Origin of the sequence: uncultured Roseibium sp. (assembly GCF_947494555.1) — a bacterium.
Lineage (GTDB): Bacteria > Pseudomonadota > Alphaproteobacteria > Rhizobiales > Stappiaceae > Roseibium.
Window position 1 is genome coordinate 1 of sequence record NZ_CANLVF010000010.1, and the last position, 26,815, is coordinate 26,815.

Consider the following 26,815-nt stretch of genomic DNA (forward strand, 5'->3'; position numbering starts at 1 on the left):
CGCGGGATGGAGCAGTCCGGTAGCTCGTCAGGCTCATAACCTGAAGGTCGCAGGTTCAAATCCTGCTCCCGCAACCAGATACGCCAAAGGCCGTCCGACAGGGCGGCCTTTGGCGTATCTGGACAGTGGATACAGGCGAGAACCTCCCGGGCCCCATCAAGGAGGGCCAAAGCCCGACGCAGAAGGGCAGAAAAGCCAAATCCTGCTCCCGCAACCACCAAACACAAGCCGCCCCTCCCGGGCGGCTTTTTTGTCTGAAATTGACTATCTGCGATGACTAGACAGACGCCTTAAGCCTCTGTGCACGTGATAGCAGTCCCAGTGTGCCGCCAATGTGCCCGACGGTTTTTGCTCCGCACTGGTTGCCGTTTTCAAGACAGGCGCCTAGTGGCTCCCCGGTCAACCAGCAGGCCAGGAATCCGCCGTTAAAGGCATCGCCGGCACCGGTCGCATCGATAACGTGAACTGGTATTGCCGGGCACTGCAGTTTCTGACCGTCTGAAAGGGCGGTTGCGCCCTTGGCGCCCTGTTTGAGAACCGTCAATGGGGCCGCGTCGCTCTTCAGGCCGCTGGCTTTCAGGGTTTCAAACTCGATCTCGTTTGGAAGAAAGACATCAACCTGAGAGACGAGATTGTTCAATACAGCTCCCTGCTGCATCAATTCATCATCCCACCCGCAATCCAAAGAGATGGTCCAGCCCGCTGTCCTTGCCTGTTTCAGGAGCGTAGGCATTTCATACAAGGTCCGGATTTCCCCGATATGCATATGCCGGACAGTTCGGCACGCGGGATGCGTTATATCCAGTGCGGGCGCCGCGTTACCTGATTTGTTGGACAAGAACGATCGGTCGCCTTCGATAGCCATTGCGACTGTGACTTGAGGGGAGGTGCCGGGAGGTGCTTGCTGGCAGAGAGACACATCCAGTCCAACCGCCTGTGCTTCGGTCAGGATTTGCGCGTCAAACGGTGTAGCTGGAAGCACGCCGGACAACGCGGTGTTCCAGCCAAGCGCGCAAAACGTGACGGCAGAGTTGAAAGCGCCGCCACCTGCGTGCAGGGACACGTTGTCTGCGAAAACCTCTGATCCGAGCGTCGGCATCCGGGGAACACCGGAAAAGACAAGATCGCAATAGATCCTGCCGATACAGACAATCTTCGGTCCCTGGGTTTCCAGCATCATCGATCCAGCGCCGCTCCGCTTTGACCGTCAAAGAGATGCAGTGCATCGACGGATGCCCCGAGGCGGACTTCGTCGCCAACCTGCGCATCGCTCTGGCTGGAAACCTTGGCGACGATTTCTCCTTCTGAACTGTTCACATAAATCAGCATCTCCGATCCGAGTGGTTCGCAAACGGAAATCTTGCCTGAAACCAGTGGCACGCCGCCGTCAAATGACAAGTCGTCCGGTCTGACACCAAGCAGGATATTTCGATCCGTTCCGGGCCGTGGACCGGTCATGATTTTCTGTCCGTTCAGGAGCCTGACCCCCTGATCGTCGGAGGTTGCCTGAAGCAGGTTCATCGATGGTGCGCCAATGAATTTGGCGACAAATGTGTTGGCGGGTTTGTAGAAAACCTCCTGCGGCGTGCCCACCTGCTGAATGTGCCCGTCCTTCATGATCACTATCCGGTCTGCCAGCGTCATTGCCTCGACCTGATCATGTGTCACAAAGATAATGGTGTTGCCCACACGCTGATGCAGTTTCTTGATCTCAAGACGCATCTGGGTTCGCAATTGCGCGTCGAGGTTGGACAGTGGTTCATCGAACAAAAAGACGGCCGGGTGCCGCACCATGGCGCGCCCGATCGCAACGCGTTGCCTTTGCCCGCCTGAGAGTTGGGAGGGTTTGCGATCCAGAAGATCACTCATGTCGAGGATGCGGGCGACCTCTTCAATGCGCTTGTTCTTGTCCGCCTTGCTCATGGAAGAGGTCCAAAGTCCAAAGGCAATGTTCCTGCGCACGGTCATGTGCGGATAGATCGCATAATTCTGGAACACCATCGCAATATCGCGATCCTTGGGTTCCATGTTGTTGACCATCCTGTCGCCAATCCAGACCTCGCCGGATGTGATCTCCTCAAGGCCTGCGATCATTCTGAGGCTGGTTGATTTTCCGCAGCCGGAGGGGCCAACGAACACGACGAACTCTCCATCGGCGATATCGAGATCGATGCCGTGCAACACCTCGGTTTTTCCGTAAGCCTTGGTGAGTTTCTTCAAGGAGAGGTTGGCCATTAGCTTTCAAGCTCCAACAAGGCACCAAAGGTGTTCTCCAGGGTGACGGCGGCGCGTGTGTGCCGGTCGGTGCGTTGGCGATGGCAGGCCGCCAGACCCGAGAGTTGCTCACGGTAGATCGCAAGCGCGTCTTCAAGTGCACCCGGTGCCGGGCCGCCAGGGCGATCCCGGTTGGCGACAAAGGTCTCGAGAGAAACTGCCCGCTTGAAGGCGTCTTTCGACATCCCCGGCGAGCGCATTGCGATGCTGGAGAAGGCATCCTGGAAAGGGCCATAGCCATCTGCAAGGACGGTTCCGTCCGACAAAACAGCCCTGGCCGTTGCGGCCGCAATTTCATGTGCCTGGCGAAACGTCAATCCTTCCGTCCGGACAAGCGTATCCGCCAGTTCGGTGATGGTTACACAGGCCGCATCCGCGTTGTGTTGCACGCGCTTGGCATTGATACGGCAGGCTGGAAGAAAGGCCGTCATCAATTTGAGGACCCGTCCGGCACTGTCAAATACAGCATAACCTGCCTGCTGAACTTCACCCTCGCTGTCGTTCATGTCGGTAAAGGGCGTGTTGCGCATCGTATCGACCAGCGTGTCGCACCGGCCCACCGTTACGGCGGAAAGGTGGCGCATGTGCTCGATCGGAACCGGGTTGCGTTTCTGGGGCATGATCGAGGAAATCTGGACAAACGCGTTCGGCACATAGAGCTGTCCGACTTCAAAGGATGACCAGAACGCGAGATCCTGTATCAGGCGTCCCAGGTGGACGAATATCAATTTGATCGCGGAATAGAGCCCGGTGATGTAATCGACCGAGGCTATACAACCATAGGAATTGAGCAAAGGTTCCTGAAAACCGAGCAGATCCGAGACCCTTGCACGGTCTATCGGAAATCCTGTCGTCGTGATGGCGGCAGCCCCCATCGGGCAATGTTCCAGGTCTTCGGCCGCCATGTTCAGCCGGTTAAGATCGCGCAGCAGGACTTCAAGCGCGGCGCAAAGATAGTGACCGAATGTCGTCGGTTGCGCCGGTTGGCCATGCGTGTAGGCGACTACAAACGTTTCCTTTTCTGCCTCCGCCTTTTCCAGAACAGCATGGGCGAGCGCCATCGCCTCCTGCCACAATACATCCGTTCTGGCGCGCAGCGCGAGCTTGAAAAGGGTGTGATCCATGTCGTTGCGGGAACGGGCGGTATGAAGCATGCCACCGAGGTCGCCAAGCCTCCGCCTCAACTCAGCCTCGACAAAGAAGAAATAGTCCTCGTACTCGCCGGTATAGGTCAGGCTAGCGACATCGGTTTCTAGATCGATCTGACTGAGGGCCTGAGCCAGTTTGCACGCATCTTCTGCCGTCAGAATGCCGGTCTCCGAGAGCATGATCAGATGCGCCGCGTTTATGGCCGCCATGTGCCCGGCATAATGCGCCTTCACACCTTCGAACAGCTGGGAAAGAACCGTTTCCTTGTAAACAGGATCGGGAAACCTGGAGGTATCGTCGGAAAATCCACTCATCCCTTCAACCCCGCCATGACAACGCCCCGGATGATGAAGCGCTGGAAAATCAGAAAGACGATCAGTGTCGGCAGGGTCGAGATTGCAGCACCCGTTGCAATCAGTTCCCAGGCAACGTCGACTTCATCGCCGAAACTCGAAAGGCCGACCGGGACTGTATACATTTCGACCGAATTGGTGACGATGAGCGGCCACAAAAATGCGGTCCAGTTGCCGAGAAAGACAAAGATGGCAAGTGCGGCCAGCGCCGGTTTGACCAGCGGCATGGCCACTTTCCACCAGATCTGAAACTCGTTCAGACCATCGATGCGGGCCGCCTCCAGAAAGTCGTCCGGAACGCTTTCAAAGAACTGTTTCATTAAAAAGGTGCCGAAGGCGGTCATGAGTCCCGGAAACATGATTCCCCAATAGCTGTCCAGCCAGCCGAAAGCCTGGCTCATCATGTACCACGGGATGACCAGCATCTCTGTCGGGATCATCAGCGTCGACAGGATCGCAATGAAGACAATGTATCTGCCGGGAAAGCGAAACTTGCACAGCGTGTAGCCCACAAGGCTGTCGAAGAACAGGTTACAGACTGTTGTGATCAGCGCGATGATGATCGAATTCAGGAACCACAGGTAAAACCGTCCGTCTTCCAGCACATAGGTGTAGTTTTCCAGGTGCGGTTCGTCCGGGATCAGTTTCACATTGTAGATTTCGTGGGGCCATTTGAGGGACGTTGAAATCATGTAGGCGATGGGGGCGACCATCAGCAGTCCGCCCAGAAACAGAATGAGCCATCGAAGGATCTGCCCCATATTGGCCTGCTTGGGTGCGCGACCTGCAAACACGGTGTCGGACGTTGCTTTGGGCGGGGTCGCCGGGTTACCGACCCTTTCGGAAACGATGCTCATTTCGTGGCATCTCCCCTAAGGAGCCACAGCTGTAACAGGCTGACGACGAGCAGGATCGTGAACAGAACGACCGTCTGCGCCGCGGCATAGCCCATGTCGAAATCGCTGAAAGCTGTCTCGTAGATCATCAGAACCAACGGTTTGGTGGAATTCAGCGGTCCGCCCGGATTGTTGGTCGTCATGTTGAAGACATGATCAAAGATCCGCAGGAAGCCGATGGACGAAAACACCACGATGAAAACGATGGTCGGTTTGAGAAGCGGCAGCGTGATGCGAGTTAAAACCGTCCACCATCCAACGCCATCGATTTTTGCAGCCTCATAATAAGTGACGGGAATGGCGCGGAGCCCGGCCATGAAAATGATCACCTGAAAGCCGAGCCCGGCCCAGACGGCCGGAGCCAGAATCGACGGCAACGCATTGGTCGTCGAGTTCAGAAATTCGATCTGAGGAATCCCCAAGGACGCAAGGAAATTGTTGAAGAGCCCGACAGGCACCGGTTGGTAGAACCACCGCCAGATCCATGCCATCGCAACGGCGGATGTCATGAATGGCAGAAAATAGAGCATGCGCAGAAAGCCGTGCATGAAACGCGTCTTGTCGAGGTGGTAGGCAATCACGAAACTGATCACCAGCGAAAAGGGCGTCCCGATGATCAGATAAGCGAATGTGTTCCGGAAGACCTTCCAGAAAACAGGGTCGTTCCAGAGTTTTTCGTAGTTTTCGAGCCCGGTCCATGCGCGCGTGCCAAGCAGGTTCCATTCCTGAAACGAGGTCACAAAGGCGGATCCTGTGGGATAGAACCGGATGACGACATAAAAGACGACCGGTACGGCCAGGAAGGCCCAGGCCCAGACAATCTGTTTTTGGCGTATCGAAAGATTTTTGTAACCGGGCATTCAGGACCGCAATTTCGATCTGGGTTCCGGAGGCCGGCCAGGTCGGGCCGGCCTTCGGGCTAAGCCAACAAGGCCTGCGTTACTTGTAATAGTCGTCGAGGATTTTCTGTTCTTCGGAGGCAGCTGCAGCCAGGCTTTCGGCCGGGTCCTGTCCTTCGATGTCGATGCGGCCGACCATATCCACCATTGCCTGCCGCTGCGCGGATTCATTGGCGAATTTGGTGGTATTGGCATAGGCCAGCCCTTTGATGAACGGGCCATAGGTTTCGTGCGTCGAGTTCGCGTCGATCATGCCGACAGACGGTTTGGCGGGTAATTCGCCGACAACATCCAGCCAGACCTGCATCGCTTCGTCGGATGTCAGATAGTCCAGGAACTTCAACGCAGCGTCGTATTTTTCACCGGTCGCCTTGGTGGTGATGCCATTCACCCAGTAGGACGAATAGTTGGACTTCGTTCCGTCCGGGCCTGCCGGCAGCTCCGCCACAGCCCATTTGAGCCCCCGGACCTTGTTCAGCGAGCCGATGCGGAATGACCCGTCGATGTGCATCCCGGCCCGGTTGCCTTTGAAGGCTGCCTGCGGCTCGTCCATGAAGCCGGATTTCGTGACTTTGTGATCCTTTTCCAGGCCAACATAGAAATTTAGGGCCGCGAGACCGGCGTCATCGGTGTAATTGACTGTCTTGTAGTCATCATTGTAGGGCTCGCCGCCGAACTGCCGGACAAGCACTTCGCGCCACCAATGGTGATCCTGGGCCGTCATGCCGGTGGTGATACCGACCTGCGTGATGTTTCCGGCGCCATCCAACTTGGTGAGTTTCTTGGCTGTTTCGACAAGTTCGTCGAGTGTTGCCGGCGGAGCCTCGATGCCGGCCTCATCAAACAGGCGGGTGTTGTAAAAGAGCGCGAGCGAGCGCACGGCGGTCGGCAGCGCATAATAGGCATCGTCGCGCTTCATGGCCTGGACCATCGGGAAAAATTCTTCGTCGATGCGGGCCGGGTCGAAGACGTCTGTTGGCAAAGGTTGAATGAGATCGGCTTCGATATAGTCGTTCAGCCAGCCGTAGAACAGTTGGACCACGTCAGGGCCTTCGCCAGCCGGTATCGCCGCAGCCACTTTCGTGCGGTAGTCGGCGTAGGGGAAGTGGGTCATCTTGACCGTAATGTCCGGGTTAGCTGCCTCGAACTTCTCGATCAGTTGTTCCATGGCATCGACGCGCGCGTCGAAAAAATACTGCCAATACTCGATTTCGACAGCCATCGCTGAGCTGCCTATCAGGGACGCAAGCGCGGTCATGCCGCCGAGCGCCGTGCGCCTTAGAAGTTTGAACATTTTGCTGCTCCCGTTTGGGCGGATGAGTGCTTCGCTCTGGAGAAACGGTCTTTTGCCGTCTGAACTCATGACGATTAAGTCAAATAAATTGAATTGTCAATTTTCTTGAGTTAATACTGGCGACCATGAATATCAGCTCACAATTCACGGGGTCTAATCCTCTGCGCAGCCGCAACCGGAACCGGCAGGCCGTGCTGGGGCATATCCGCTCCGCAGGCACAATGGGGCGCGCGGAAATCGGACGGTCTTTGGGGCTGAGCACACAGGCTGTGTCCAACATCATCGCCGACCTTCTGGAAGAAGGCTGGATCCTGGAAAAGGGCGCACGTACGCTCGGGCGAGGTCTTCCAGCGGTCCAATATGGTCTCAATCCGAAGGGCGGTTTTGCTTTTGGTGTGGAGATCCGCCCGGACGCCGTATTCACCGCGCTGCTCGATCTTTTTGGCACGCCTGTCAAGACAGAACGGACGAAACTGCCGAACACCATGCCGGATACCGTGGCTAAGACGGTGCTCGATTTGCGCAAGTCGCTGCTCAAAGCAGCCTCGGTTCCTGAAAAAAGACTTCTGGGGACCGGAATTGTCATGCCAGGTCCGTTCGGTAAAACCGGTTTGTCCGGCAGGAGCACCGATCTGAAGGGCTGGGAAGTCACGGATGCCCGCGCACTTTTCGAGAGCGTGCTTGGTGCACCGGTGGAACTCTCCAATGACGCCAATGCCGCGGCTCTTTCTGAAAGCTTGAACGGCGTTGCTCAAGGCACACGTTCCTTCGCTTACATCTATTTCGGCAGAGGCGTCGGTCTCGGCATCGTCAATGACGGACGTCTGGTGACCGGCGCGTTTGGAAATGCAGGCGAGGTGGGCCAGATCCCGGTTGCCGGCGGCGGAGATCTCGTGCCGCTGGAAAGCCTGCTCAGCCGCGACTCGCTTCAGTCCTGCATTGGTGGCAAGAAGGCTCTTGGCCTGGAAGAGCTTGCCGCTCTTTTCGATGAGGGTGATCCCAAAATGACCCGCTGGCTTGAGAGTGCGGCCGCTGCGTTGGGACAAGCCGTGCCGATCCTTGAAAATCTGCTGGATCCTCAAACGATCATCCTGGGTGGAGCCATGCCGCCTCAATTGGTCGACGATCTGGTTGATCGCTGCCTGCTTCCCGCGGCTTCGGTTTCCAGCCGGGAGGATAACCCGCTTCCCAGGCTGCAACGCGGCACATGCGGCCGGCTTGCAGCCACCGTCGGAGCTGCTTCGTTGATTTTGCACCGGGCGCTCACGCCCTAACCTGTTTCCTGACGTCTTCGGATCTGATGACATGCCCCTGACTGCCCCACAACGCATTGCGCGCGAAGCCGGACGACCCTTCCTTGTCGAATTGTGGCGGGCACTTGCTCCGCTGCGCTCGACAGCTTCCTTCATGAACACCGGGGCCCATCCGGATGACGAGATCTCGGACCTGCTGGCAAAGCTCAGCCTCGGTGATGGTCTGGACGTTTCCTACGCCTGCTCCACACGCGGAGAAGGCGGTCAAAACGACATTGGCCGGGAGGCGACCCAGGCTCTTGGTGTCCTGAGAACCGCAGAAATGGAGCAGGCGGCTCTGAGGCTCGGGATGCGCCTTTACTGGCTTTCGGAGAGCCCGCAGGACAGTGTCTTTGACTTCGGTTTTTCCAAGTCTGGTCAGGAAACGCTGAAAAAATGGGGGCGCGCACGCACGCTCAAAAGGTTTGTCGACATATTGCGCAGCGAACGGCCGGACATTGTCTGCACGACCTTTCTGGACGTTCCCGGTCAGCACGGACATCACCGCGCCATGACCGAGGCTGCGGAAGAGGCAATCGGGCTGGCTGCCGATCCTGCTTATGTTGAGAGCGCTCTTCCTGTCTGGTCGGTGTCCAAGTTCTATCTTCCGGCGTGGTCCGGCGCGGGTCAGGCTTATGACGATGATCTTCCGCCGCCTCCCGCAACGATTACAATCTCCGGAAAAGGCTTTGATCCGGCGACGGGGCAATCCTTTCAACGACTCGGTCAATGGAGCCGTGCCTGCCACCTGACGCAGGCCATGGGGCGTTGGGTCTCGCACGGAACGGAAGCAGACTGGCCGCTCCACCTCAAACTGGCAAACGTTGGCAGCGCCGAAACGTCCTTGATTTCCGGACTTCCGGGATCGCTTGCAGATCTTGGGGGAGGCGATGATTTGAGGGCGGCCGACCAGGAGATCGCCGCGGCTGTCGAGGCGTTTGGTGATGGTGCCAGCCTACTCAAGCACGCGACCGCTGCCTTGAAGCTTGTCCGGGAAGGCGCCGAAACGGTAGACCCGCGCTTTGCGCACAAGGTTGCGCGCAAAGAAACGCAGCTTGCAAACCTGATCCGGATTGCAGCCAGGATCGACTGCCGTGCGTGGCTGGACCGTGATATTTTGCAGCCCGATGATACGGTCGGCATGACGGTTGAACTTCACAAGGGTCTTGCCGACAGCGCTGGTGTTGATCCTGTTCTTCCCGAGGGCTGGGAGAAGACGCCCGACGGTCTGAAGACAAGCGCGGCTGTGCCGAGCAATCCATATCCCGACCGGTACTTGCCAGATGAACCCGAAGCGCCTTTTCTGTCGGTTGATGTAACCGTGAATGGTGTGACGAGCACGTCACACATTCCTTTCGAGGTGCCTCCGCAGATCCGTCCGGCGGTTTGCGCCGATTTGTCTCCCGCAACGGCGGTTGTCAACCTCAGCAGCAGCCGGCGCAGCTTGCATCTCGGCATTTCCGCTGTCCAGCCGGAGGGCGGCGTTCCTTCGCTGCATGTTCCGGAAGGATGGGAAGTCTCGCAGACAGAGGACGGGTTCGTCGTATCGCTTCCGCGTGATGTTTCAGAAGGCCTCTACAAGATCGGCGTTCGCGTGAACGGCCGGGAGGCGCGCTCGGTGCAGACTGTTTCCTATCCGCATACTGCTCCGCGGCATCTGAGTGCACCGGCCGAGGTGGCAGTGCTGGCTGTTGAGGCCGGGCCGACCGTCGGGAACATCGGCTATATCGGAGCGGGGAACGACCGCGTGGATCACTGGCTCGACGCGCTCGGCTTTTCCGTTACGACGCTTTCTCCCGAAGACCTGACCAACGATACGGTGCTGGAGCGTCTCCAAACGATCGTTATCGGCATCTTTGCCATACGATTTCAGGAGGGGCTGAAAGAGGCAATGCCTGCGCTTCATCGTTGGGTCCAGCGAGGCGGGACGCTTCTGACGCTTTACCATCGTCCCTGGGACAACTGGGATCCGGAAACCGTGCCGCCGGCGAGACTGGAAATCGGACAGCCTTCGTTACGCTGGCGGGTGACCGACGAAAACGCTATCGTTTCGTATCTTGAAGACAATCACCCCGTTTTGACCGTGCCGAACATGATCGGGCCTGATGACTGGGAAGGTTGGCACAAGGAGCGTGGACTTTATTTCGCCAAGAGCTGGGACCCGGCCTACCGTCCGCTGCTTGAGATGGCGGACCCGGACGAAGCACCTCATCAGGGGGCCTTGCTCACCGGCGATTTCGGTGAGGGCCGCCACCTCCACTGCGCGCTGATCCTGCATCACCAGATGGAAAAGCTTGTGCCGGGAGCTTTCCGGCTCATGGTCAACCTGGTCACACCGCGTTCCTGATCAGGTGGAAGAAACTTCGGCCACGGCGAAAAACACGATGTCAGGCGGCGCTTGGCTGCTCTCCGACATGGGCCTGATCCTGTGCGCCCAGAGCATCGTGAAACATCTGGGTCTTGAATATTCGTCCGGCCAGCTCGTCTTTTTTCGGGCATTGACCGGACTGGTCGTGATGCTTCCCTGGATCCTTGTGTCTGCGAAAAGTTTCCGCCGTGTCGATCGGCTACCGCTTCATCTTATGCGCGTCGGAGCTTCGACCATCGCGTTGACCGCAGGGTTCTATGCAATCGCGCGCTTGCCGCTGGCCTTGATCACTGTCGTGAATTTCACGCGGCCGATCCTGACCATGGTGATGGCCGTTGTGATCTTGCGGGAAATGATCGGACCGCGCCGCTGGATTGCTGCGGCGATCGCCTTTGCCGGCGTTTTCGTTGCGGTTTCTCCCGGATCGTTGGCTTTTTCCTGGGCGTTGCTGGCTCTTCTATGCGCCGCCTTTTTCGGTACGGGTGCAATCATCATTACGAGGCTTCTCAACGATGTGCCGACTGTCGTCATGATGACTTTCTACACGGCGGGATTGACGCTCCTGGTATTGCCGCTGGCGCTTCGGAGCTGGACACCGGTCGATCAGGCCGACATTGCCCCGCTGCTCGCCATCGGTATCTGTGCGCAAGTTGCACAACTGTGCTTTCTCAAGGCGCACCGTCTTGCATCAGCCGGATTTCTGTCCGTCCTCAGTTATCTCAGCCTGCCCCTTTCGGCGAGCGTTGGATACTTCGTCTTTGGGGAGGTTCTGTCATTCGAGTTTCTGGCGGGGGCTGCATTGATCATGGCGTCGACCTTGTGGACCGTTCGCCGACAAATGTCTTAGCGCCGTTTGGTCGCCATCTGTCTGACCGATCCTCAAGACGCAAGCAGGTGATAGGAAAATTGTTAATCACCGGAGCCAAAAAGAAGCCTGCCAAAAACCGGACGGGCTCTTGTTTTCAAGATGCCATCAAACTTGCGCTGTAATCGGCAGGCAAGCCGGAAGTCGGTTGCTGAGGCCGGGTTCGGCTAAGCGGGGTGCTTGTGCAACAACGCTTCAATTTCCGTCCGGGCCGGCATTGATGGGGCAGTGCCTTGCCGTGTCACGGAGATGGATGCCGTCGCTGTCGCGAACCGGATCGCCTCAAGTGGCGACATGCCCTGCGCCAGGCCAGCCGCGAAGCCGCCGTTGAACGCATCACCAGCGCCCGTCGTCTCCAGGACGGGTCCTGCGGACATGGCAGGAACGTGCTTTGCTTCAGTGCCATCGTGAAACAGGCATCCGTTTTCGCCGAGTGTGACGATCGCAGCGCTTGCGCCGCGCCTGATCAGCTCTTCGGCAGCCTTCGTTGCGTCTTCAACGGTCTCTACGCTCATCCCGGTAATGGCTTCGGTCTCGGACTCGTTTGGCGTGACATAGTCGCAAAGGGCGAGCAGGGATGCCGGCATTTCAGCGGCCGGTGCCGGGTTCAGGATCGTTGTTACCCCGGCCTGTTTTGCCATCATCAAGGCATATTCTGCAGTCTCGAGGGGTTGTTCAAATTGCGTCAGGAATACCTTGCTGTTTTCGATCGCCTCCTGTTGGGCATCAATATCATCACGTCCCAGACTGGCCGCAACACCGGGACAGACAATGATGGCGTTGTCGCCTGTGCTGTCATCAACAAAGATATACGCCGCCCCGGTGTAGCTGTCTGCATGCTGAGAGGCCAGCGATGTCACTCCGGCCTTCGACCAGGTCGTCAGCGCCATGTCCGCGAATGGGTCTCTCCCGAGCCGGGTCAGCATGCCAACGCTTGCACCGGCCATGCCGGCAGCAACCGCCTGGTTGGATCCCTTTCCACCCGGACCCAGTGCGAAGGATTTCCCCAAAATGGTCTCACCCATTTTGGGTTGCCGCGATGCCCGATAGGCGGTGTCCGCCACGAAAACGCCCAGTATGACGATGTCCAAACTCATTGGTCCGGTCCTATGACGCCTTTGCGCAGCACGAAGCATCCATAAAAACGCCTCTCTCCCGTCTGGATCACGGCATAGCTTTGGCGCGCTAGATCATAAAATGCGAACCGCTCGACACCGAGCATTGGGCGGGAACCACCCTCGGCCGTGTCGATCTTGTCCTGAACTTCGCGTTGAACATCAGGGATTTCATCCGGTGCGCCGACAATTTCCATCCGCATCGCGAAATCGTCGACAAAAGTATCCAGAGGGAGCACCGACAGGATCGCTTCTATCGCCTCGGCGGTACTGAGATTTTCCATCCGCAACAGGGATCCGTAGACCGTGTTTCTGGCAACGCTGTCTGACGGGAAATTCGTGTCGGAGATGACGATCGCGTCTCCATGACCCATGGCCCGCAGACAGTGCAGCACATCGGCGTTCAGTCTCGGATCAATCCCTTTCAGCATTCCTGGCTCCTCTCTGCTGATACCAATCTCCGCGACTTCACGGATCAAGTTCGACCATCGTCTGGTCCGGGGTCGACCATTCCTTACGGTTCGATCCGCAATCCGTTATCGGCGTCGAACAGATGGAAGTGGTCTGTGTCGATCCCGAGATGGACCTGATCCCCCGTGGACAGAGCATGCCGTTCCCTGAAAACCGCCGTCATTTCACCCGCCCCGAATTGGAACACGACATGGATTTCCGGCCCTGTCGGTTCGACAACTCTTACTGTCGCCGGCAGACCGGACTCCGACAATTGCAAATGCTCCGGCCGCACACCCACTCTTACCTTGCGGCCGAGTTCCAGTTCACTAAATCCGGGCAAATCGAGCAAGGTTCCGCTAACGGAAATCTGAACGCCGCCTACATCGGACGTTTCAATTCTTCCATCAAGGAGGTTCATTGAAGGCGACCCGATGAAACTGGCGACAAAACTGTTTTTGGGCCTGTCGTACAAATCAAGCGGGCTTCCGATCTGCTCGACATTGCCGCCGTTCAAGACGACGATCTTGTCGGCCATCGTCATCGCTTCAATCTGGTCATGGGTCACGTAGATGGTGGTTGTCTGCAAACGCTGATGAAGTTCCCGGATTTCCGTGCGCATCTGTACGCGAAGCTTGGCGTCCAGGTTCGACAGCGGTTCGTCGAACAGAAAGACCTGCGGATCGCGCACGATCGCGCGGCCCATTGCCACCCGCTGGCGCTGTCCTCCCGACAGTGCGCGCGGATAGCGCCCGAGATAGGGCGTAAGACCAAGGATTTCCGCGGCATCCGCCACGCGTTTTTTGATGGCCGCCTTGTCCATCTTTTTCAGCTTCAGCGAAAATCCCATATTCGCCTCGACCGTTTTGTGCGGATAAAGAGCGTAGGACTGAAACACCATCGCAATGTCGCGCTGGTTGGGGGGCAAATGATTGACCCGGCGCTCCCCGATGTGAATGTCACCGGATGTGATTTCTTCCAGCCCGGCGATCATGCGCAGAAGTGTCGATTTCCCGCACCCCGAAGGTCCCACCAGGACCACGAACTCGCCATCCGTGATGTCGACGTCGATACCGTGAATAACTTCGGTATCACCATAACTCTTGCGCACTTGCTTGACAGCGACTTCAGCCATTGAGCCTCTCAAAGCCGATCCTACCCCATTCACCGGGTAGCTTATTGTCAGGAATTTGTCCACCTCTGACCCGACTAACATGTTAGCTACTTGACACGACGTCAGCTTATTGGGACGGTACGATCCGAGTGTTTGCTCCGCTTGGAAAAAGCCTGCCGCTCTGGAGGAGAGATGCCCGGTGGAATGGGTGTCTTTGAAGCGCCAGGCCATAATGAAGTGTTAAGGGAGGAAGTGACGTGAAAGTTAGCGATTACAACACGATAATGCATCGTCAGCTGAACCGGCGCGGTTTGCTCAAGGGGGCCGCGAGCGTCGGCGCCATTGCCGCCGTCAGCTCAGTTACAACCGCTGTTCCTTTCAGTGCAGCCCACGCCCAGTCGGATCTTCGGGCACAAATCCTGAAAATTCCGGGCGTTGGTCAAGGATCGCCAACGGATGCAGACTGGCAAAAAGTCGGCGAGATGTGCCTGGGGCCGACGAAGGAGCGCGTTGCCGAAGGCGAGTTTGAAGGTGTTGAGCTGACATTCATGGGCCTCAACAACCAGAACCTCCACAACTTCCTCTTCCGGGGTTTCCTGAAGCCGTGGGAAGCTTACACCGGTGCCAAGATCAACTGGGTTGACCTGGCACAGGCAGACTACAATCCGCGCCTGCAGCAGGCGATCGCAACCGGAACGGTTGACTTCGACATAATCGAGATGGGCGCACCGTTCGAAGGTGACACGGCTGGAAAAGGCCTTCTCGATGAAATGCCGGAGTGGGTCGAAGAGCAGATCGATGCGGAAGATCTCGTAAGCTACCTCAAGCCGCCCGTCGGTACGTGGGATGGAAAGAAATATCGCGTCACCATTGACGGTGACTGCCATACCTTCGCATACCGGACGGATTACTTCGGCGACGGAGCCATTGGCGGTGCGTCGGTTCCAAAAACCTGGCAGGATGTCAACGCCGCCTCCAAGGCACTGATCGGCAAGGAAGACCCGCTGACCGGACTGCCCGCTCACGGATATCTTGATCCGCTGAAAGGCTGGGGTGGTTTCGGCTTCTATTTCCTTGAAAACCGCGCTGCAGCCTATGCCAAGCATCCGGATGACCCGGCCTGGCTGTTCGATCCGGACACAATGAAACCACGCGTCAACAACCCGGCCTGGGTGCAGGCGATCCAGGACGTTCTTGACCTGATTGAGGCCGGTGCATACCCGGCGGACCAGATCAACGCGGATCCGGGAACGACCGGCTTCCAGCAATTCCTTGCGGGAACGGGCTCCATGTTGATGTGGTGGGGCGATATCGGTTCCAGCGCGCGCACATCCGACACTTCTGTTGTCGGCGATGTGGTCGGTTTCGGAATCAATCCGGGTTCCGATCGCGTTTACAACAGCAAGTCGGGTGCCTGGGAAGAAACCTACAACGAGGCGCCGAACATGGCCTATCTCGGCTGGGGCGTCTATGTGACCAAGCGGGTTTCGGGCGACGAGAAGAAGCGCAAGGCAGCCTGGAGCGCGGCAGCACATCTCGGCGGCAAGGATATCAGCCTTTGGATGTCGGCCTATCCGTCCGGGTTCCAGCCGTACCGCAATTCCCACTTCCAGTTCGATGAGTGGGAAGCTGCCGGTTACGACCGTGCTTATATCGAAGACTATCTGGGTTCGAACGCCGACAGCTACAATCATCCGAACGCAGCTATCGAGCCCCGCATCCCGGGCATCTTCCAGTATTATTCAGTGGCCGAGGACGAACTCGCCAAAGGATATGCCGGCCAATACGGATCGGCTCAGGAAATCGGCGATGCAATCGCGGCTGCCTGGGAGAAGATCACGGACCAGATCGGCCGGGATAACCAGATCAAGCTTTACAAGGCATCCCTGGGACTATGATGTGAAACTGCGGGCAGGCGCTTCGTGCCTGCCCGCAAACCTGACGAAGGCGGGGCAAGACAGGAATGAGTTCCGAAGGCGATCGGCTGCATGTTGTTACCGCCGACGATATCTCCGAACAGCGCAAGCGTTTTGGAAAACTCCTGGTCTGGGGATCAGCGGGCCTGTTAGCGCTCATCGCAGTTTTGCAGGCGGCTGATCAGAATGGCTGGCTTGAACTTGGGTTCACGAGTTGGCGGCCGACCCTCTATGCATACATCTTCTGGGGCATTTGCCTGTGCGCATCGCAGGTGATCACACGCGGTGAGCATGGCAAGCGGACACTTTTTGTGCTGCCAGCCACCTTGTTCGTCGTTTCGATGGTTGTTTTTCCACTTCTGTTCGGGCTCGTCATCGCGTTTTCCGACTGGAACCTTGCCTCTCCTGACGGACGAAAGTTCAACGGCATAGACAATCTGCGGCAGATGTGGAACGACCCGTTCTACTGGAACGCGCTGCGCAACATGGTCTGGTACACCCTCGCGATCATCGTGGAATACGCTATCGCGTTCGGTCTCGCGCTGCTTCTCAATGCGGAAATAAGGGCGCGCAAATTCTTTCGGGTGGCTTTTCTGCTGCCGCTCATGCTGTCTCCGGTCGCAGTGTCCTGGATGATCGGTAAATCGATGCTGGAAAACCGGTTCGGGCCGGTTGCCAGATTGTTGCGGGAGTTGGGGGTGGATAATCCCTCGTTCTTCTCTTCTCCTGAAATCGCGCAGCTGATGATCATGCTGATGGACGCCTGGACGTATATTCCGTTCATGATGATCATGATCCTGGCGGGCTTGCAGGCGATCCCGCGAGAGCTTAACGAAGCCGCACGCGTTGACGGTGCGGGTCCGTGGACCCAGTTCTGGGAGGTAACCTTCCCGCTCATGCTGCCGGTTTCCATTACCGCGATCCTGATCCGGATCATCTTCAAACTGAAGCTGGCAGATATCATCATCAACGTTACCTCCGGAGGCCCCGGTGGCGCGACGGACAGCGTGACGAGCTTTATTTTCCGGGAATATCGCGACAGGTCCAATGTCGGCTACGGAACCCTTCTTGCCATTGTCTATCTGGTCATCATCGTCATCGCCATGACCCTTCTGATCAAGGCGGCTGACCGTTGGATGCGCCCGAGGTACTGAGATGACGACCCAGATTTTCCACGACACAGAGGCTGACCGGTCATTCAAGGCCAAACGCATATCGGGAAGAATTCTGATCTACGGGATCCTGATCGTCTGGGCGTTCATTTCGATCTTCCCGATCTACTGGACGATCACGACAAGCTTCAAGATGGCTCCCGACGTCATGAAGGGGAACATGGTGCCCTGGTGGGATTACATCCCGAAGTGGCTCGGGTGGCGCTCGCTCGGATTGTCGCCCGACACAATTGCGAACGAGAGCACCGTGCGTGAGGAATTTCTTAAAAGGTTCTGGAACTCGACCGTCGTCGCGGTCTCCGCTTCCATGCTCGCGGTCATGCTGGGCAGCATGACCGCGTATGGCCTGTCACGCTTCAACTACCGTTTCGGCTTCATGCGGAATCCGGACATTTCGTTTTTCTTCCTGAGCCAGCTCATTCTGCCGCCGGTTGTTCTCGCTCTTCCGTTCTTGGTTCTCTACAAATCGCTTGCGATGCTGGATACGCGCATTGGCCTCATCCTGCTCTATACGCTCACGGTCCTGCCAATCGTGATCTGGATCATGCGCGATCAGTTCGGCTCTATTCCAACGGAGCTTGAGGAGGCCGCGCTCGTCGACGGTCTGTCGATCTGGGGCGCGTTCCTGACAATCATTCTGCCAATCGCGGCACCCGGCATGGTCGCGTCGTTCATTCTGTCGTTGGTGCTGACCTGGAATGAGTATTTCTTTGCGGCCTTGCTGACGTCGAGCCACGCGACAACCTTGCCGGTGATGGTCGCGAGCCAGACCGGATCGCAGGGCATAAGCTGGTGGTCGATGGCAGCACTCAGTTTCGCCGCCATCCTTCCGCTAATCATCATCGGGATTGCGCTTGAGCGGTTTATCATCAAGGGCATGGCAGCCGGTGCAGTGAAATAAGCTGCTAGCCGAGCTCGGCCGCAATATCCCTGGTTTGCTCATAGAGCCGACGGAAGAGCGGGTAGGCCTTGCGGTAGCTCGGAACGTCGTTTGGATGGACCATCTGCACGGCAGAATTCCACATGGCAATGTCGTCAATCTCTACCTCGCCGATTGCCAGCCGGGCCAGAAACGCGTCACCGTAGCTCGCACCAACCGTTTTTTGGCAGACGATCTGGCTTAGTCCGGACGCATCCGAAGTTCCCTGCAGCCAAACGGCGTTTTTTGTGCCGCCGCCGACCGCGAGGATGCGCGCCGGTTCGACACCGGCGTCCCGATACGTCTCGACAACATGGGCCGTACCAAATGTGATTCCCTCAAGGAGAGCCCTGTACATGTGCCCACGCGTATGGGTCAGGTTCAGGCCGAAAAAGGCTCCCTTCGCATGCGGATCGTGCAAGGGCGTCCGTTCGCCTGAAAAATAGGGAAGAAAGAGCAGACCGTCCGCGCCGGGAGATACGGCCTCAGCTTCTTGCGCGAGAACTGCAAACGCGGTTTCTTGCGGCAATTCGCGGGCAAATTGCGCGCGGAACCAGTGTGTCAGCGTGCCGGACGTTGCCAGTCCCGCCATGGATGCGTGCTGTCTGGGAAAAAGCCAGGGCGCATACCAGAGACGGCCATCGCGGACGCGATCTTCGGTCAGTGTGATGATGAAAATGGTCGATCCGTACATCATCATCATGTCTCCGGTTGAGCGTACGCCGACGCTGAGCGCTTCCGCAGCTGCGTCTATCGTTCCCGATGTAACGGGTGTCCCTTCCGCAAGACCTGTTTCCGCTGCAGCTCTCGATGTCACGTGGCCGGCGATCTCGGACGACCACAGCAATCGCGGTAACAGGTCCGGCTGCAGGATTTCGGGGGCGAGATCGAAACACCAGTCTTGCGTGGTCACGTCATAAAGCGGCGAAAAATTTGCAGCGGTATAGTGGTCGATCACATATTCACCGGTCAGCCGGTGAACGATAAAGCTGGTTGAGGTCAGGATCTTGTGCGTGGCTTCATAAATCGGCGGGCGGTTGTTTTTCAGCCAGAGGATCTTTGGCCCGACCGACTGGGATGTGAGAGAATTTCCGCAGCGCTCCAGAAGAACATCGTTTCCGATCCGGGCGGTGAGGTCTTCGACTTCTCTCATCGCTCTGGTGTCGACCCCGTAGAGCACGCCATTCATAAGCGGAGCGCCGTCCTTGTCGACCGGCAACATGCACGGGCCGATTGCTGAGCATGCAACGCATTTTATCTGATTGCCGGCGATGCCGGATTGCCGGATGAGATCTTTGGTGACGGCGACGAAGTCTCCCCACCAGTCCTCTTCGGGCCGATGCTCCGCCCACCCCGGCTGAGGCACCGTCATCTCGTGAGCCTTGCGCGCGGTGACGACAACCGCTCCGCCTTCGTCGACCAGAACGCCTTTGGTTTCATAGGTGCCGATATCGACCCCGAGCGTGTAGGTCATGCGCGACGGTCCAGCTGGGTTTCAGGCGTAATACCTTCCAGTGCGGCGCGCAGGAGTCTGGCAAGGTCTTCCAGATCGCTGATCTGGCATACTTCCAGCGACGAATGGCTGTACCGCATTGGAAACCCGACATCGATTGATGCCACGCCTTCGCCCACCAGCTGCACGTAGCTGAGATCCGTCAATACGCCTACCTGCGCTGACCTTTGGAGGTCCATCCCAAGACCCGTGGCCGCATTTTCAAACAAGGTGACAAGCGCAGGATGCGGCAAAACCCCGTTCAGTGTTCCGCGGCCGTGGAAGCTGTAAAGACTGATGCCCGGTCCGCCGCCAAGGCGCATGTCGCCCAATTCAGACATATCCGGCGTGTCACACGCGAGCATGAGATCGATCTGAATGGCAATTTCGGGCTTCAGGCTTTGTGCAGCGACGACGGCACCGCGTAAATTGAATTCCTCCTGGGTGGAAAAGACAACGTGGACCGTCGGGCCGTCCGGCCGATTGGCAAGTGACCTGGCGACGTCCAGGAGCACTGCGCATCCGGCCCTGTCGTCGATCGCGGTCCCGGCAACACGTCCCTCGGCAAGCTGTATGTAATTCGGAGCGTAAGTAACCGGCGTCCCAATCACGATCCCGTCCGCTTCGGCTGCAGCTTTGCTCGTGTAGCCGGCATCAATGAAGAGCTCCGATGCCTTCGGAACCGTATATTTTTCATCGGGTTGGGTGGCGTGGTGGCTTTTGTTTGCGATGACACCGGGAATGTCATTGCCGTTTTTGGCGCTCATCAAGACCGCTTGCGAAAGCAGGGCGCGCTCCGGCACACCGCCCACCCGATGGACCCTGATCAAACCGTTGTCCTCAATCTTTCTGACCACGAAACCCAATTGATCCATATGGGTGAAAAGCATCACCGAGGGGCCCGTCCCCGGGAAAGTCGCGATCAGGTTGCCAAGACGGTCTGTCCGGCACGGCACGGGCATTCTGGCGGCAATCTCGTGGGCGACGCGTTCTTCATGACCTGAGAGGCCAGGGATCAGAGCGAGGGCCTGAAGGTCTTCGGCAATCATCGGGCAGCCCTCGCCAGATCCATGAATTGCCTTGCGCGTTCAGGATCTACCGGGTTCCAGGTATTGCCGTCGACTTTCAGGCTGGAGCCGACAACGCAGCCATCGGCGATGCGAAGAACTTCGGCAACGGTCTTATGCTTTACGCCGGTATTCGCGAGGACGGGCGTATCGGGCAGAACAGACTTTACGGCCTCGAGATCTTCCATGCGGGCAGCCTCTCCGGTGATTTGGCCAGACACAAGAACAGCGTCCGGGATCGAGGAAAACACCGCAGAGCGTGCCCGGTCAGCAAGCGGCCGACGATCGAGACTGTCGGCAAATTCCGCAGATACATTGTAGAGCATCAAGAGATCTTCTCTATCCAGGCGCTTGCGATAGCGGAGGGCCTCTCCGGCATCCGGTGCCCAATGTCCCATGTCGCTGGCATAGGTGCCGGTGAAAATCTCACGGCAGAACGCAGCGCCGCAAGCGGTCGCCAGCGCGACGGTGCTCTTCGGATCCCAAAGAACATTGACCCCGAAGGGGACGGTGATCTGCTCCCGCAGACGGCCGATGACATAGGCCATCGTTGTCGTGCTCGCAGGGTCAACGGCAAATTCGTAAGGGCGGTCATTTTCGTTCCCGAACATAACCGCGTCGACGCCAGCTGCCTGAAGGGCGAGGAGGTCGGCTTCGGCGTCCCTCAAGAGGCCGGCGACACCACGGTCCGCATTATAAAGCGGTGTCCCCGGCAGTGCACCCAGATGAACCATGGCGATGACGGGTTTGGGTGTTCCAAAAACAGCTTCGAATTTAGCCATATCGTTTCCTCCGCACCTGCATGCTGCCGAAAAATGAAGGTGCAGTCCACACTATTTAATACTAGCATGTCAGTGGATAGGAGGCTCTCCATGGCGCTACGGACACGACATTGGGACCGGATCGGGAACGGAGGCGTTACCGTGACGGATCTTGGATTTGGAACAGCACCACTGGGCAACCTTTATCGCGCGATTTCGGACCAGGATGCCCAGGAAATTCTCTCGTCCTGTTGGGATGCCGGCGTGCGTTATTTCGACACCGCGCCACTCTACGGGCTAGGCCTTTCGGAGACCCGGCTCAACCCGCTTTTGCGTGGCAAGGACCGCGACAGCTATGTCCTCTCGACCAAGATCGGTCGGATTCTCAAGGTGACGGCACCCGATGAAAGGGACGGGTTCGGGAAGTGGTTTGACGTGCCTTCGAGGCGCGAGGTCTATGACTACACTTACGACGGCGCCTTGCGTTCAATCGAATTCAGTCTTGAACGGCTGGGCGTCGATCGGATCGATATTCTGTTCGCCCACGATCTCGATTTGTTCAATCACGGCACGCAAAAAGCGCTCGACGCCAAATTGGACGAGTTCATGAACGGCGGTTACAGAGCTTTGCTTTCCTTAAGAGATCAGGGTGTCATCAAGGCGTTCGGTGCCGGTGTGAACGAATGGCAACCCTGCCAGTGGATGGCAGAACGGGGCGATTTCGACATCTTTCTTCTTGCGGGGAGATATACGTTGCTTGAGCAGGATGCCTTGGCCAGCTTCCTGCCGCTTTGTGAGACGCGCAACATTGGCGTCGTCATCGGCGGTCCCTATAACTCAGGCATCCTGGCAACGGGTCCCAAACCGGGCGCTTTTTACAACTACGACCCGGCTCCCGAGGGCGTGCTTGAAAGGGTTCGCGGGATCCAAGGCATCTGTGACCGCCACGGCGTTCGCATGGTGGATGCCGCATTTCAGTTTCCACTCCGTCACCCGTCGGTGATTTCGGTTATCCCGGGCGGACAGGGTGTCAGTGAAATGAAAAGCAATCTCGAAGCGGAAAGCGCCGAGATCCCAGAGGCACTTTGGGCCGACTTGAAACATGCAGGTTTAGTGCGGGAAGACGCTCCATGATTTCGGGCATCGCTTCGTGATTGAAAGCCTGGAGGCCGGAGGAACGGATGCCTGCTTCTAACGGTTTCCGGAAACGTGTTCCGCAGCCGCAGTTTGCGCTTTTTCGATAGCCGTTTCGAAGGGAGCGTCGTCTGCGTATGCCGCTGCAAAGGCACCGACAAAAACGTCTCCGGCGCCATGTGTTGAACGGACCACCGCTTTCTTCGCAGGCTGATGTCGCGGTGCCTGGCCGCTGCGTGCGGAACACACGCCGTCGCCACCGAGTGTCACGATAATGGCCGATCCTGGAACCAGGGTCTGAAGCCTGCGAACGCTGCCGGCCCAATCTGTGTCCAAAGGGTCATGTCCCAGAAGGTCCGAAGCCTCCAGGCGATTGACGATCAGAACGTCGACGGATTGCAGATCTTCTCCGGTCAGGCCCGGCGCGGGGGCCGCGTTGAATACGATTGGCACACCCGCATCAACTGCCTTTTGTTTGACCTGGCGCAACACGGCGTGCGTCATCTCGTTCTGCAAGAGTACCATTTGGCATCCGCCCGGGAGGCTCATCAGATCGGCGTCGAATTTGTGATTCTCCGCAGATACGATCACAGCGCCATAGTTGCCGTCTTCGTCGACAATGGCGGCGCTCATTCCGGACGCATCGGGCCCGGCCTGAAGGCCAGACACGTCGATCCCGGCCTCTGTCAATCTGCGTTTCATTTCGGCGCCGGCCTGATCCGATCCGATCCGCCCCGCGAATGCGACATCTGCACCTGCACGAGCCGCCGCGATGGCCTGGTTTCCACCTTTCCCACCGAACTGATAGGCGACCGATGAGCCACGAAGCGTTTCATCGATATGCGGCAGTCTGGGTGCGCGCACCACGACATCCCAATGCAGAGCCCCTACGACCAGTATCGTCATAATCCGTAGAGCTCTCGGGCAACGATCCGCTGGGAAATCGCAGCGTCCTGCCGGCCGATCGCATCGCTGAGCTCAGCGTTGTCCGACAAGCGATAGGCGACCTCCAGAAGGCGATCGGTCATGAGAACATTCGTGCGCGCTTCCTCGATCGGGTTCATGCCGCCCATGTCGGGAAAAGTGTCGAAGTAGATCACATCCGTCCGGTTGGCCCGCAGCATTGCAATCAGGAGTTCGACAGTCTGAATGGCGTGAACGGAACCGACCATCAGGCCATCATCGCGTTTGCCGTAACCGTCGTTCAGGTGCAGTCCAATCATTCGTGAATGGCGCGCGATCAAGGCGGCCGAACAGGCAGGCATTTCGTCGGCATAAAGGACATGCGCGAAATCGAGCGTCACGCCTAGATTGGCGGCATTCACTTCTTTACAGGCCAGCAACGTCGTACCGATGTCCGGCATGAGGGAAAACGCCCGTGGTTCGTTCGGCTTGTACTCTATCGCGATATCAAGGCCGGGGTTGTGGGCGCATACCTCCCGGATCGCCTTGATCGTATGATCCCAGGCTGCGGCATAGTCCACCTGGAAGGCATAGTCGAACCCGTCCTGCCCCATCCAGAGCGTGACGACCCTACCTCCCATTCGGGCACACGCATCCAAGCCCCTTTTCGTAATATCAATGGCAGTTTGGCGAACCGATCGGTCAGGATTGGTGAAGGCTCCAAGCTTGAATGCAGGCTCGGAATAGTAGCGCATGGCGATGCCATTCAGCTCCAGTTCCGCCTTGTCCAACGCGCCTTTGACGGCTTCTTCGCCGTGTTTTGAAAAATGATCCGGATAATTCAGGTCGGCTGCGCCAAGCCCCTCCACCTGTCCTGCGGACGTGATCCAATCGATGACATCGGATCCGGGCGAGAGTTGCTTGAAGGCATTGAGGCGCGCTGCATAGCGGGGGCGGTTGGGACGTATCATGATCGGGAAAACAACTCCGGGCGATCGCGTTCTACCGCCTCCAGGTGGCGGATTAGCTGGCTCAGGTGAAACTCCGTTGCGCTTCTGGCTGCGCGTGGATCACGAGCGGCAAGAGCGTCGACGATGGCGGTGTGCTCATCAAGCGTGTCTGAAACCCGTCTGGGATTCGGCAAGACAAGCTGGCGGGCGCGGTTGACATGCAACCAACTGGTCTCGGCTATGGATGCCAGGCGTTTGAAGCGTGTAAATCCCATAATCAGATTGTGCAACGCCGTGTCGGACTTGTAAAATCCCTGAATGTTCTGATCCTCCACAAGTCCTTGCTGTACCTTCAGGTTTCGCCGCAAAAGCGTGATCTGGTCGTCAGTTATGATCTCGGCGACATACTCGACGGCGGCCAGCTCGAAGGCCTCTCTGATAAACGCCCCCTCGCGGACCTCGTCCATTGACAATTGAGCCACATATGTTCCCGACTGCGGCATGACCCTCAGCAGCCCCTCGGCGGCCAGCCTGGCCACAGCTTCGGAAACAGGGCTCCGGGAGATGCCCAGCTGGTCGCAAACTTCAACTTTCCGCAGAACTTCTCCGGGTTCGTAAGCCAGGGTGAGGATCGCGTCTTTCAGGCTCATATAAACGCGAGATGAAAGACTGCCTTCATACTCTGACAAAGGTGTCAGCCGAGCCGTGCCGGAGGTCTCCATATCTGTGGCCGTCATTTCGCTCATCAGTATACTAACATGTTACCTTTCGCTCGAAATCCGGACAAGAGTGTTTGTCGGCAGACCGGCGCTTCCTTTTGAGTTTGAACCGACCCAAGCCGGAAAGGTGTCGATCGTTTCATGGGTGCAATGCAGTCGACTTCCAACGCCGCGCATCCGCCAAGGCGGGCGAAGCAGGCGTTGAGATGAAAAGGGGAGTGTGACAGATTTCGAAGCAGCGCATCGTTCAATTCGATCCGGATCGAAGCGTGAAGAGGATTTGATCGGATAGGATGCGTGAGTGAGACACGTCGCGGTCATAGACATTGGCAAGACAAACGCCAAAGTTGGCGTGGTGGACGCTGTCGAAGGCGTTGAAATTGACATCGCGACGCAGCCGAATGTCGTCCTCGCGGGCCCACCTTATCCGCACTTCGATCTTGAAAGGCTCTGGAGCTTCGTCGTTGATGCTCTTGCAAAGCACAATGGGAATTACGGCATCGATGCCATCTCGATAGCGACGCACGGCGCCAGTATCGCGCTACTGGACCGTGAGGGAAATCTGGCTGCGCCAATGCTGGACTATGAATTCGCCGGACCTGATGAATTGTCATCAGACTACGAGGCCATTCGTCCGGACTTTCAGGAAACGGGATCGCCCCGTCTTGCACTGGGTCTCAATGCAGGTGCCCAGATCTACTGGCAACTTCATCGGGACACTGGCCTGATGGGTCGTATCGCCAGCGTCGTCACCTATCCCCAATACTGGTCCTTCAAGCTGACGGGTATGCGGCACACGGAAATGACCTCACTCGGTGCGCATACCGACCTGTGGAATCCGCGGCAGCGCTGCTTCTCATCTCTGGTCCATCGGTTGGGTATCGCGAACAAGATGGCGCCTGCCCGAATTGCGGCCAAATGCACACATGGTTTGAACTCGGAAATTGCCGCTCTCACGGGTCTGCGGGCGGGTATTCCGGTTGCCAGCGGCATTCACGACTCAAATGCATCGCTCTATCCCTATCTTCTCGCGCTGAAAGGGGCGTTTTCAGTCGTATCGACAGGGACATGGGTGATTTCGTTTGCCGTCGGCGGGCAAAAGAAGGACCTGTCTCCGGAGCGCGACACGTTGCTGAATGTGAACGCATTCGGTGACCCGGTTCCTTCGGCGCGATTCATGGGGGGAAGAGAGTTCGACCTGGTGATGGGGGACGGCGTGCGTCAAGCTTCCGAGAAGGATGTGTCCCGTGTCCTGGCCGAGCAGATCCAGCTTTACCCGGCGGTCGACCCACTATCGGGGCCGTTTCAGGGCGCCAGGGCAGGCTGGAGCGTGGACGAAAGCACGCTGTCTGACGGGGAACGCTTTGCAGCTGCTTCATTTTACCTTGCGCTGGTAACGCGACAGTGCCTGGACCTCATCGGCGCTGAAGGGCCCACGATCGTCGAGGGTCCGTTTGCAAGGAACAATCTTTTCATGAAGATGCTTGAGGTCGCGACTGCACGTGTTGCCGCAGGCTCGAAAGTGTCAACAACCGGTACAGGCCTTGGGGCCGCGTTGCTGGTTTCGAATACATTGAAAAATCCCGTAGAACCGCCAGACAAGCCCGCCGATTGCAACGCAGATCCATCGTATCAAGCCTATGCGCGGAGCTGGTGTCACCAGGTTGCCATGAGACAGGCATGATGTGAGATTTGTCTTGTCTTTGACCACTG

General features: G+C 57.7%; 23 protein-coding genes and 1 tRNA gene. 9 read left to right on the forward strand and 15 right to left on the reverse strand.

Features of this window, described 5'->3' with window-relative positions; translation table 11 throughout:
- Nucleotides 1–77: transfer RNA gene (locus Q0915_RS30685), tRNA-Met, on the forward strand.
- Between the two features lie 200 nt (nt 78–277).
- Here Q0915_RS30685 and Q0915_RS30690 read toward each other — a convergent pair.
- The 6 genes from Q0915_RS30690 to Q0915_RS30715 form a co-directional block, all read right to left on the reverse strand.
- Nucleotides 278–1,180, reverse strand: a complete 903-nt coding sequence (locus Q0915_RS30690) for a carbohydrate kinase family protein (RefSeq protein ID WP_299484149.1) — start codon at nt 1,178–1,180, stop codon at nt 278–280.
- The gene (gene ugpC / locus Q0915_RS30695; RefSeq protein ID WP_299484150.1) at nt 1,177–2,235 is read right to left on the reverse strand and encodes a sn-glycerol-3-phosphate ABC transporter ATP-binding protein UgpC; all 1,059 of its coding nucleotides are present in this window, start codon (nt 2,233–2,235) and stop codon (nt 1,177–1,179) included. The genes Q0915_RS30690 and ugpC (Q0915_RS30695) overlap by 4 nt, the downstream gene beginning before the upstream one ends.
- A complete protein-coding gene (argH, locus tag Q0915_RS30700) occupies nt 2,235–3,737 on the reverse strand; it encodes an argininosuccinate lyase (RefSeq protein WP_299484151.1) in 1,503 nt (500 codons plus the stop codon). The genes ugpC (Q0915_RS30695) and argH overlap by 1 nt, the downstream gene beginning before the upstream one ends.
- Nucleotides 3,734–4,537 (reverse strand): carbohydrate ABC transporter permease, encoded by an 804-nt coding sequence (locus Q0915_RS30705; protein WP_299484287.1) that lies wholly within the window; start codon nt 4,535–4,537, stop codon nt 3,734–3,736. Before Q0915_RS30705 ends, argH begins: the two co-directional genes overlap by 4 nt.
- Before the next feature lie 92 nt (nt 4,538–4,629).
- Nucleotides 4,630–5,532: a sugar ABC transporter permease gene (locus Q0915_RS30710; RefSeq protein ID WP_299484152.1), complete on the reverse strand. Its 903-nt coding sequence runs from the start codon at nt 5,530–5,532 to the stop codon at nt 4,630–4,632.
- Nucleotides 5,533–5,611: 79 nt separating this feature from the next.
- On the reverse strand, nt 5,612–6,865 hold the full coding sequence (locus tag Q0915_RS30715) for an extracellular solute-binding protein (protein ID WP_299484153.1): 1,254 nt from the start codon (nt 6,863–6,865) through the stop codon (nt 5,612–5,614).
- Nucleotides 6,866–6,990: 125 nt separating this feature from the next.
- Between Q0915_RS30715 and Q0915_RS30720 the strand changes: the two genes are divergently transcribed.
- Genes Q0915_RS30720 through Q0915_RS30730 form a run of 3 tightly spaced genes read left to right on the forward strand, consistent with a single transcriptional unit; the run spans nt 6,991 to nt 11,372 of the window.
- Nucleotides 6,991–8,139: an ROK family transcriptional regulator gene (locus Q0915_RS30720; protein ID WP_299484154.1), complete on the forward strand. Its 1,149-nt coding sequence runs from the start codon at nt 6,991–6,993 to the stop codon at nt 8,137–8,139.
- A 31-nt stretch (nt 8,140–8,170) separates the two neighbouring features.
- Nucleotides 8,171–10,504, forward strand: coding sequence for a PIG-L family deacetylase (locus Q0915_RS30725; protein WP_299484155.1), 2,334 nt, complete (start codon nt 8,171–8,173; stop codon nt 10,502–10,504).
- 37 nt (nt 10,505–10,541) lie between these two features.
- Complete coding sequence (locus tag Q0915_RS30730; protein ID WP_299484156.1) at nt 10,542–11,372, forward strand: DMT family transporter; 831 nt, start codon at nt 10,542–10,544, stop codon at nt 11,370–11,372.
- A gap of 185 nt (nt 11,373–11,557) precedes the next feature.
- On the opposite strand, the gene rbsK is transcribed toward Q0915_RS30730, so the two are convergent.
- From rbsK to ugpC (Q0915_RS30745), 3 genes are all read right to left on the reverse strand, one after another.
- Nucleotides 11,558–12,487, reverse strand: a complete 930-nt coding sequence (gene rbsK, locus Q0915_RS30735) for a ribokinase (protein ID WP_299484157.1) — start codon at nt 12,485–12,487, stop codon at nt 11,558–11,560.
- Entirely contained in the window at nt 12,484–12,936 is a 453-nt protein-coding gene (locus tag Q0915_RS30740) for an RbsD/FucU family protein (protein WP_299484158.1), read from the reverse strand. Before Q0915_RS30740 ends, rbsK begins: the two co-directional genes overlap by 4 nt.
- Nucleotides 12,937–13,019: 83 nt before the next feature.
- A complete protein-coding gene (gene ugpC / locus Q0915_RS30745; protein WP_299484159.1) occupies nt 13,020–14,090 on the reverse strand; it encodes a sn-glycerol-3-phosphate ABC transporter ATP-binding protein UgpC in 1,071 nt (356 codons plus the stop codon).
- Nucleotides 14,091–14,326: 236 nt separating this feature from the next.
- On the opposite strand from ugpC (Q0915_RS30745), the gene Q0915_RS30750 reads away from it, so the two are divergent.
- From Q0915_RS30750 to Q0915_RS30760, 3 genes are all read left to right on the forward strand, one after another.
- Nucleotides 14,327–15,967 (forward strand): extracellular solute-binding protein, encoded by a 1,641-nt coding sequence (locus Q0915_RS30750; protein WP_299484160.1) that lies wholly within the window; start codon nt 14,327–14,329, stop codon nt 15,965–15,967.
- 65 nt (nt 15,968–16,032) lie between these two features.
- Nucleotides 16,033–17,139, forward strand: coding sequence for a sugar ABC transporter permease (locus Q0915_RS30755; protein ID WP_299484161.1), 1,107 nt, complete (start codon nt 16,033–16,035; stop codon nt 17,137–17,139).
- Between the two features lies 1 nt (nt 17,140).
- On the forward strand, nt 17,141–18,058 hold the full coding sequence (locus tag Q0915_RS30760) for a carbohydrate ABC transporter permease (protein ID WP_299484162.1): 918 nt from the start codon (nt 17,141–17,143) through the stop codon (nt 18,056–18,058).
- A gap of 4 nt (nt 18,059–18,062) precedes the next feature.
- Here Q0915_RS30760 and Q0915_RS30765 read toward each other — a convergent pair whose 3' ends face one another.
- The 3 genes from Q0915_RS30765 to Q0915_RS30775 are packed head-to-tail and all read right to left on the reverse strand — an operon-like array spanning nt 18,063 to nt 21,417.
- Entirely contained in the window at nt 18,063–19,550 is a 1,488-nt protein-coding gene (locus Q0915_RS30765) for an FGGY-family carbohydrate kinase (protein WP_299484163.1), read from the reverse strand.
- On the reverse strand, nt 19,547–20,617 hold the full coding sequence (locus Q0915_RS30770; protein ID WP_299484164.1) for a M42 family metallopeptidase: 1,071 nt from the start codon (nt 20,615–20,617) through the stop codon (nt 19,547–19,549). The genes Q0915_RS30765 and Q0915_RS30770 overlap by 4 nt, the downstream gene beginning before the upstream one ends.
- A complete protein-coding gene (locus Q0915_RS30775) occupies nt 20,614–21,417 on the reverse strand; it encodes a BtpA/SgcQ family protein (protein ID WP_299484165.1) in 804 nt (267 codons plus the stop codon). The genes Q0915_RS30770 and Q0915_RS30775 overlap by 4 nt, the downstream gene beginning before the upstream one ends.
- Before the next feature lie 90 nt (nt 21,418–21,507).
- Between Q0915_RS30775 and Q0915_RS30780 the strand changes: the two genes are divergently transcribed.
- Nucleotides 21,508–22,530, forward strand: coding sequence for an aldo/keto reductase (locus tag Q0915_RS30780; protein ID WP_299484166.1), 1,023 nt, complete (start codon nt 21,508–21,510; stop codon nt 22,528–22,530).
- Nucleotides 22,531–22,587: 57 nt separating this feature from the next.
- On the opposite strand, the gene Q0915_RS30785 is transcribed toward Q0915_RS30780, so the two are convergent.
- The 3 genes from Q0915_RS30785 to Q0915_RS30795 are packed head-to-tail and all read right to left on the reverse strand — an operon-like array spanning nt 22,588 to nt 25,120.
- Nucleotides 22,588–23,436, reverse strand: coding sequence for a PfkB family carbohydrate kinase (locus Q0915_RS30785; RefSeq protein WP_299484167.1), 849 nt, complete (start codon nt 23,434–23,436; stop codon nt 22,588–22,590).
- The gene (locus Q0915_RS30790; protein ID WP_299484168.1) at nt 23,433–24,404 is read right to left on the reverse strand and encodes a TIM barrel protein; all 972 of its coding nucleotides are present in this window, start codon (nt 24,402–24,404) and stop codon (nt 23,433–23,435) included. The genes Q0915_RS30785 and Q0915_RS30790 overlap by 4 nt, the downstream gene beginning before the upstream one ends.
- The gene (locus tag Q0915_RS30795) at nt 24,401–25,120 is read right to left on the reverse strand and encodes a GntR family transcriptional regulator (protein ID WP_299484169.1); all 720 of its coding nucleotides are present in this window, start codon (nt 25,118–25,120) and stop codon (nt 24,401–24,403) included. The genes Q0915_RS30790 and Q0915_RS30795 overlap by 4 nt, the downstream gene beginning before the upstream one ends.
- A 283-nt stretch (nt 25,121–25,403) precedes the next feature.
- On the opposite strand from Q0915_RS30795, the gene Q0915_RS30800 reads away from it, so the two are divergent.
- Nucleotides 25,404–26,786, forward strand: a complete 1,383-nt coding sequence (locus Q0915_RS30800) for an FGGY-family carbohydrate kinase (RefSeq protein WP_299484170.1) — start codon at nt 25,404–25,406, stop codon at nt 26,784–26,786.
- Nucleotides 26,787–26,815 lie beyond the last annotated feature (29 nt).

What these genes read in the sequence shown, in the direction of transcription:
- Q0915_RS30690 (WP_299484149.1), bottom strand. Translation starts at nt 1,180, where the DNA reads ATGATGCTGGAAACCCAGGGACCGAAGATTGTCTGTATCGGCAGGATC.
- ugpC (WP_299484150.1), bottom strand. Translation starts at nt 2,235, where the DNA reads ATGGCCAACCTCTCCTTGAAGAAACTCACCAAGGCTTACGGAAAAACC.
- argH (WP_299484151.1), bottom strand. Translation starts at nt 3,737, where the DNA reads ATGAGTGGATTTTCCGACGATACCTCCAGGTTTCCCGATCCTGTTTAC.
- Q0915_RS30705 (WP_299484287.1), bottom strand. Translation starts at nt 4,537, where the DNA reads ATGGGGCAGATCCTTCGATGGCTCATTCTGTTTCTGGGCGGACTGCTG.
- Q0915_RS30710 (WP_299484152.1), bottom strand. Translation starts at nt 5,532, where the DNA reads ATGCCCGGTTACAAAAATCTTTCGATACGCCAAAAACAGATTGTCTGG.
- Q0915_RS30715 (WP_299484153.1), bottom strand. Translation starts at nt 6,865, where the DNA reads ATGTTCAAACTTCTAAGGCGCACGGCGCTCGGCGGCATGACCGCGCTT.
- Q0915_RS30720 (WP_299484154.1), top strand. Translation starts at nt 6,991, where the DNA reads ATGAATATCAGCTCACAATTCACGGGGTCTAATCCTCTGCGCAGCCGC.
- Q0915_RS30725 (WP_299484155.1), top strand. Translation starts at nt 8,171, where the DNA reads ATGCCCCTGACTGCCCCACAACGCATTGCGCGCGAAGCCGGACGACCC.
- Q0915_RS30730 (WP_299484156.1), top strand. Translation starts at nt 10,542, where the DNA reads ATGTCAGGCGGCGCTTGGCTGCTCTCCGACATGGGCCTGATCCTGTGC.
- rbsK (WP_299484157.1), bottom strand. Translation starts at nt 12,487, where the DNA reads ATGAGTTTGGACATCGTCATACTGGGCGTTTTCGTGGCGGACACCGCC.
- Q0915_RS30740 (WP_299484158.1), bottom strand. Translation starts at nt 12,936, where the DNA reads ATGCTGAAAGGGATTGATCCGAGACTGAACGCCGATGTGCTGCACTGT.
- ugpC (WP_299484159.1), bottom strand. Translation starts at nt 14,090, where the DNA reads ATGGCTGAAGTCGCTGTCAAGCAAGTGCGCAAGAGTTATGGTGATACC.
- Q0915_RS30755 (WP_299484161.1), top strand. Translation starts at nt 16,033, where the DNA reads ATGAGTTCCGAAGGCGATCGGCTGCATGTTGTTACCGCCGACGATATC.
- Q0915_RS30760 (WP_299484162.1), top strand. Translation starts at nt 17,141, where the DNA reads ATGACGACCCAGATTTTCCACGACACAGAGGCTGACCGGTCATTCAAG.
- Q0915_RS30765 (WP_299484163.1), bottom strand. Translation starts at nt 19,550, where the DNA reads ATGACCTACACGCTCGGGGTCGATATCGGCACCTATGAAACCAAAGGC.
- Q0915_RS30770 (WP_299484164.1), bottom strand. Translation starts at nt 20,617, where the DNA reads ATGATTGCCGAAGACCTTCAGGCCCTCGCTCTGATCCCTGGCCTCTCA.
- Q0915_RS30775 (WP_299484165.1), bottom strand. Translation starts at nt 21,417, where the DNA reads ATGGCTAAATTCGAAGCTGTTTTTGGAACACCCAAACCCGTCATCGCC.
- Q0915_RS30780 (WP_299484166.1), top strand. Translation starts at nt 21,508, where the DNA reads ATGGCGCTACGGACACGACATTGGGACCGGATCGGGAACGGAGGCGTT.
- Q0915_RS30785 (WP_299484167.1), bottom strand. Translation starts at nt 23,436, where the DNA reads ATGACGATACTGGTCGTAGGGGCTCTGCATTGGGATGTCGTGGTGCGC.
- Q0915_RS30790 (WP_299484168.1), bottom strand. Translation starts at nt 24,404, where the DNA reads ATGATACGTCCCAACCGCCCCCGCTATGCAGCGCGCCTCAATGCCTTC.
- Q0915_RS30795 (WP_299484169.1), bottom strand. Translation starts at nt 25,120, where the DNA reads ATGACGGCCACAGATATGGAGACCTCCGGCACGGCTCGGCTGACACCT.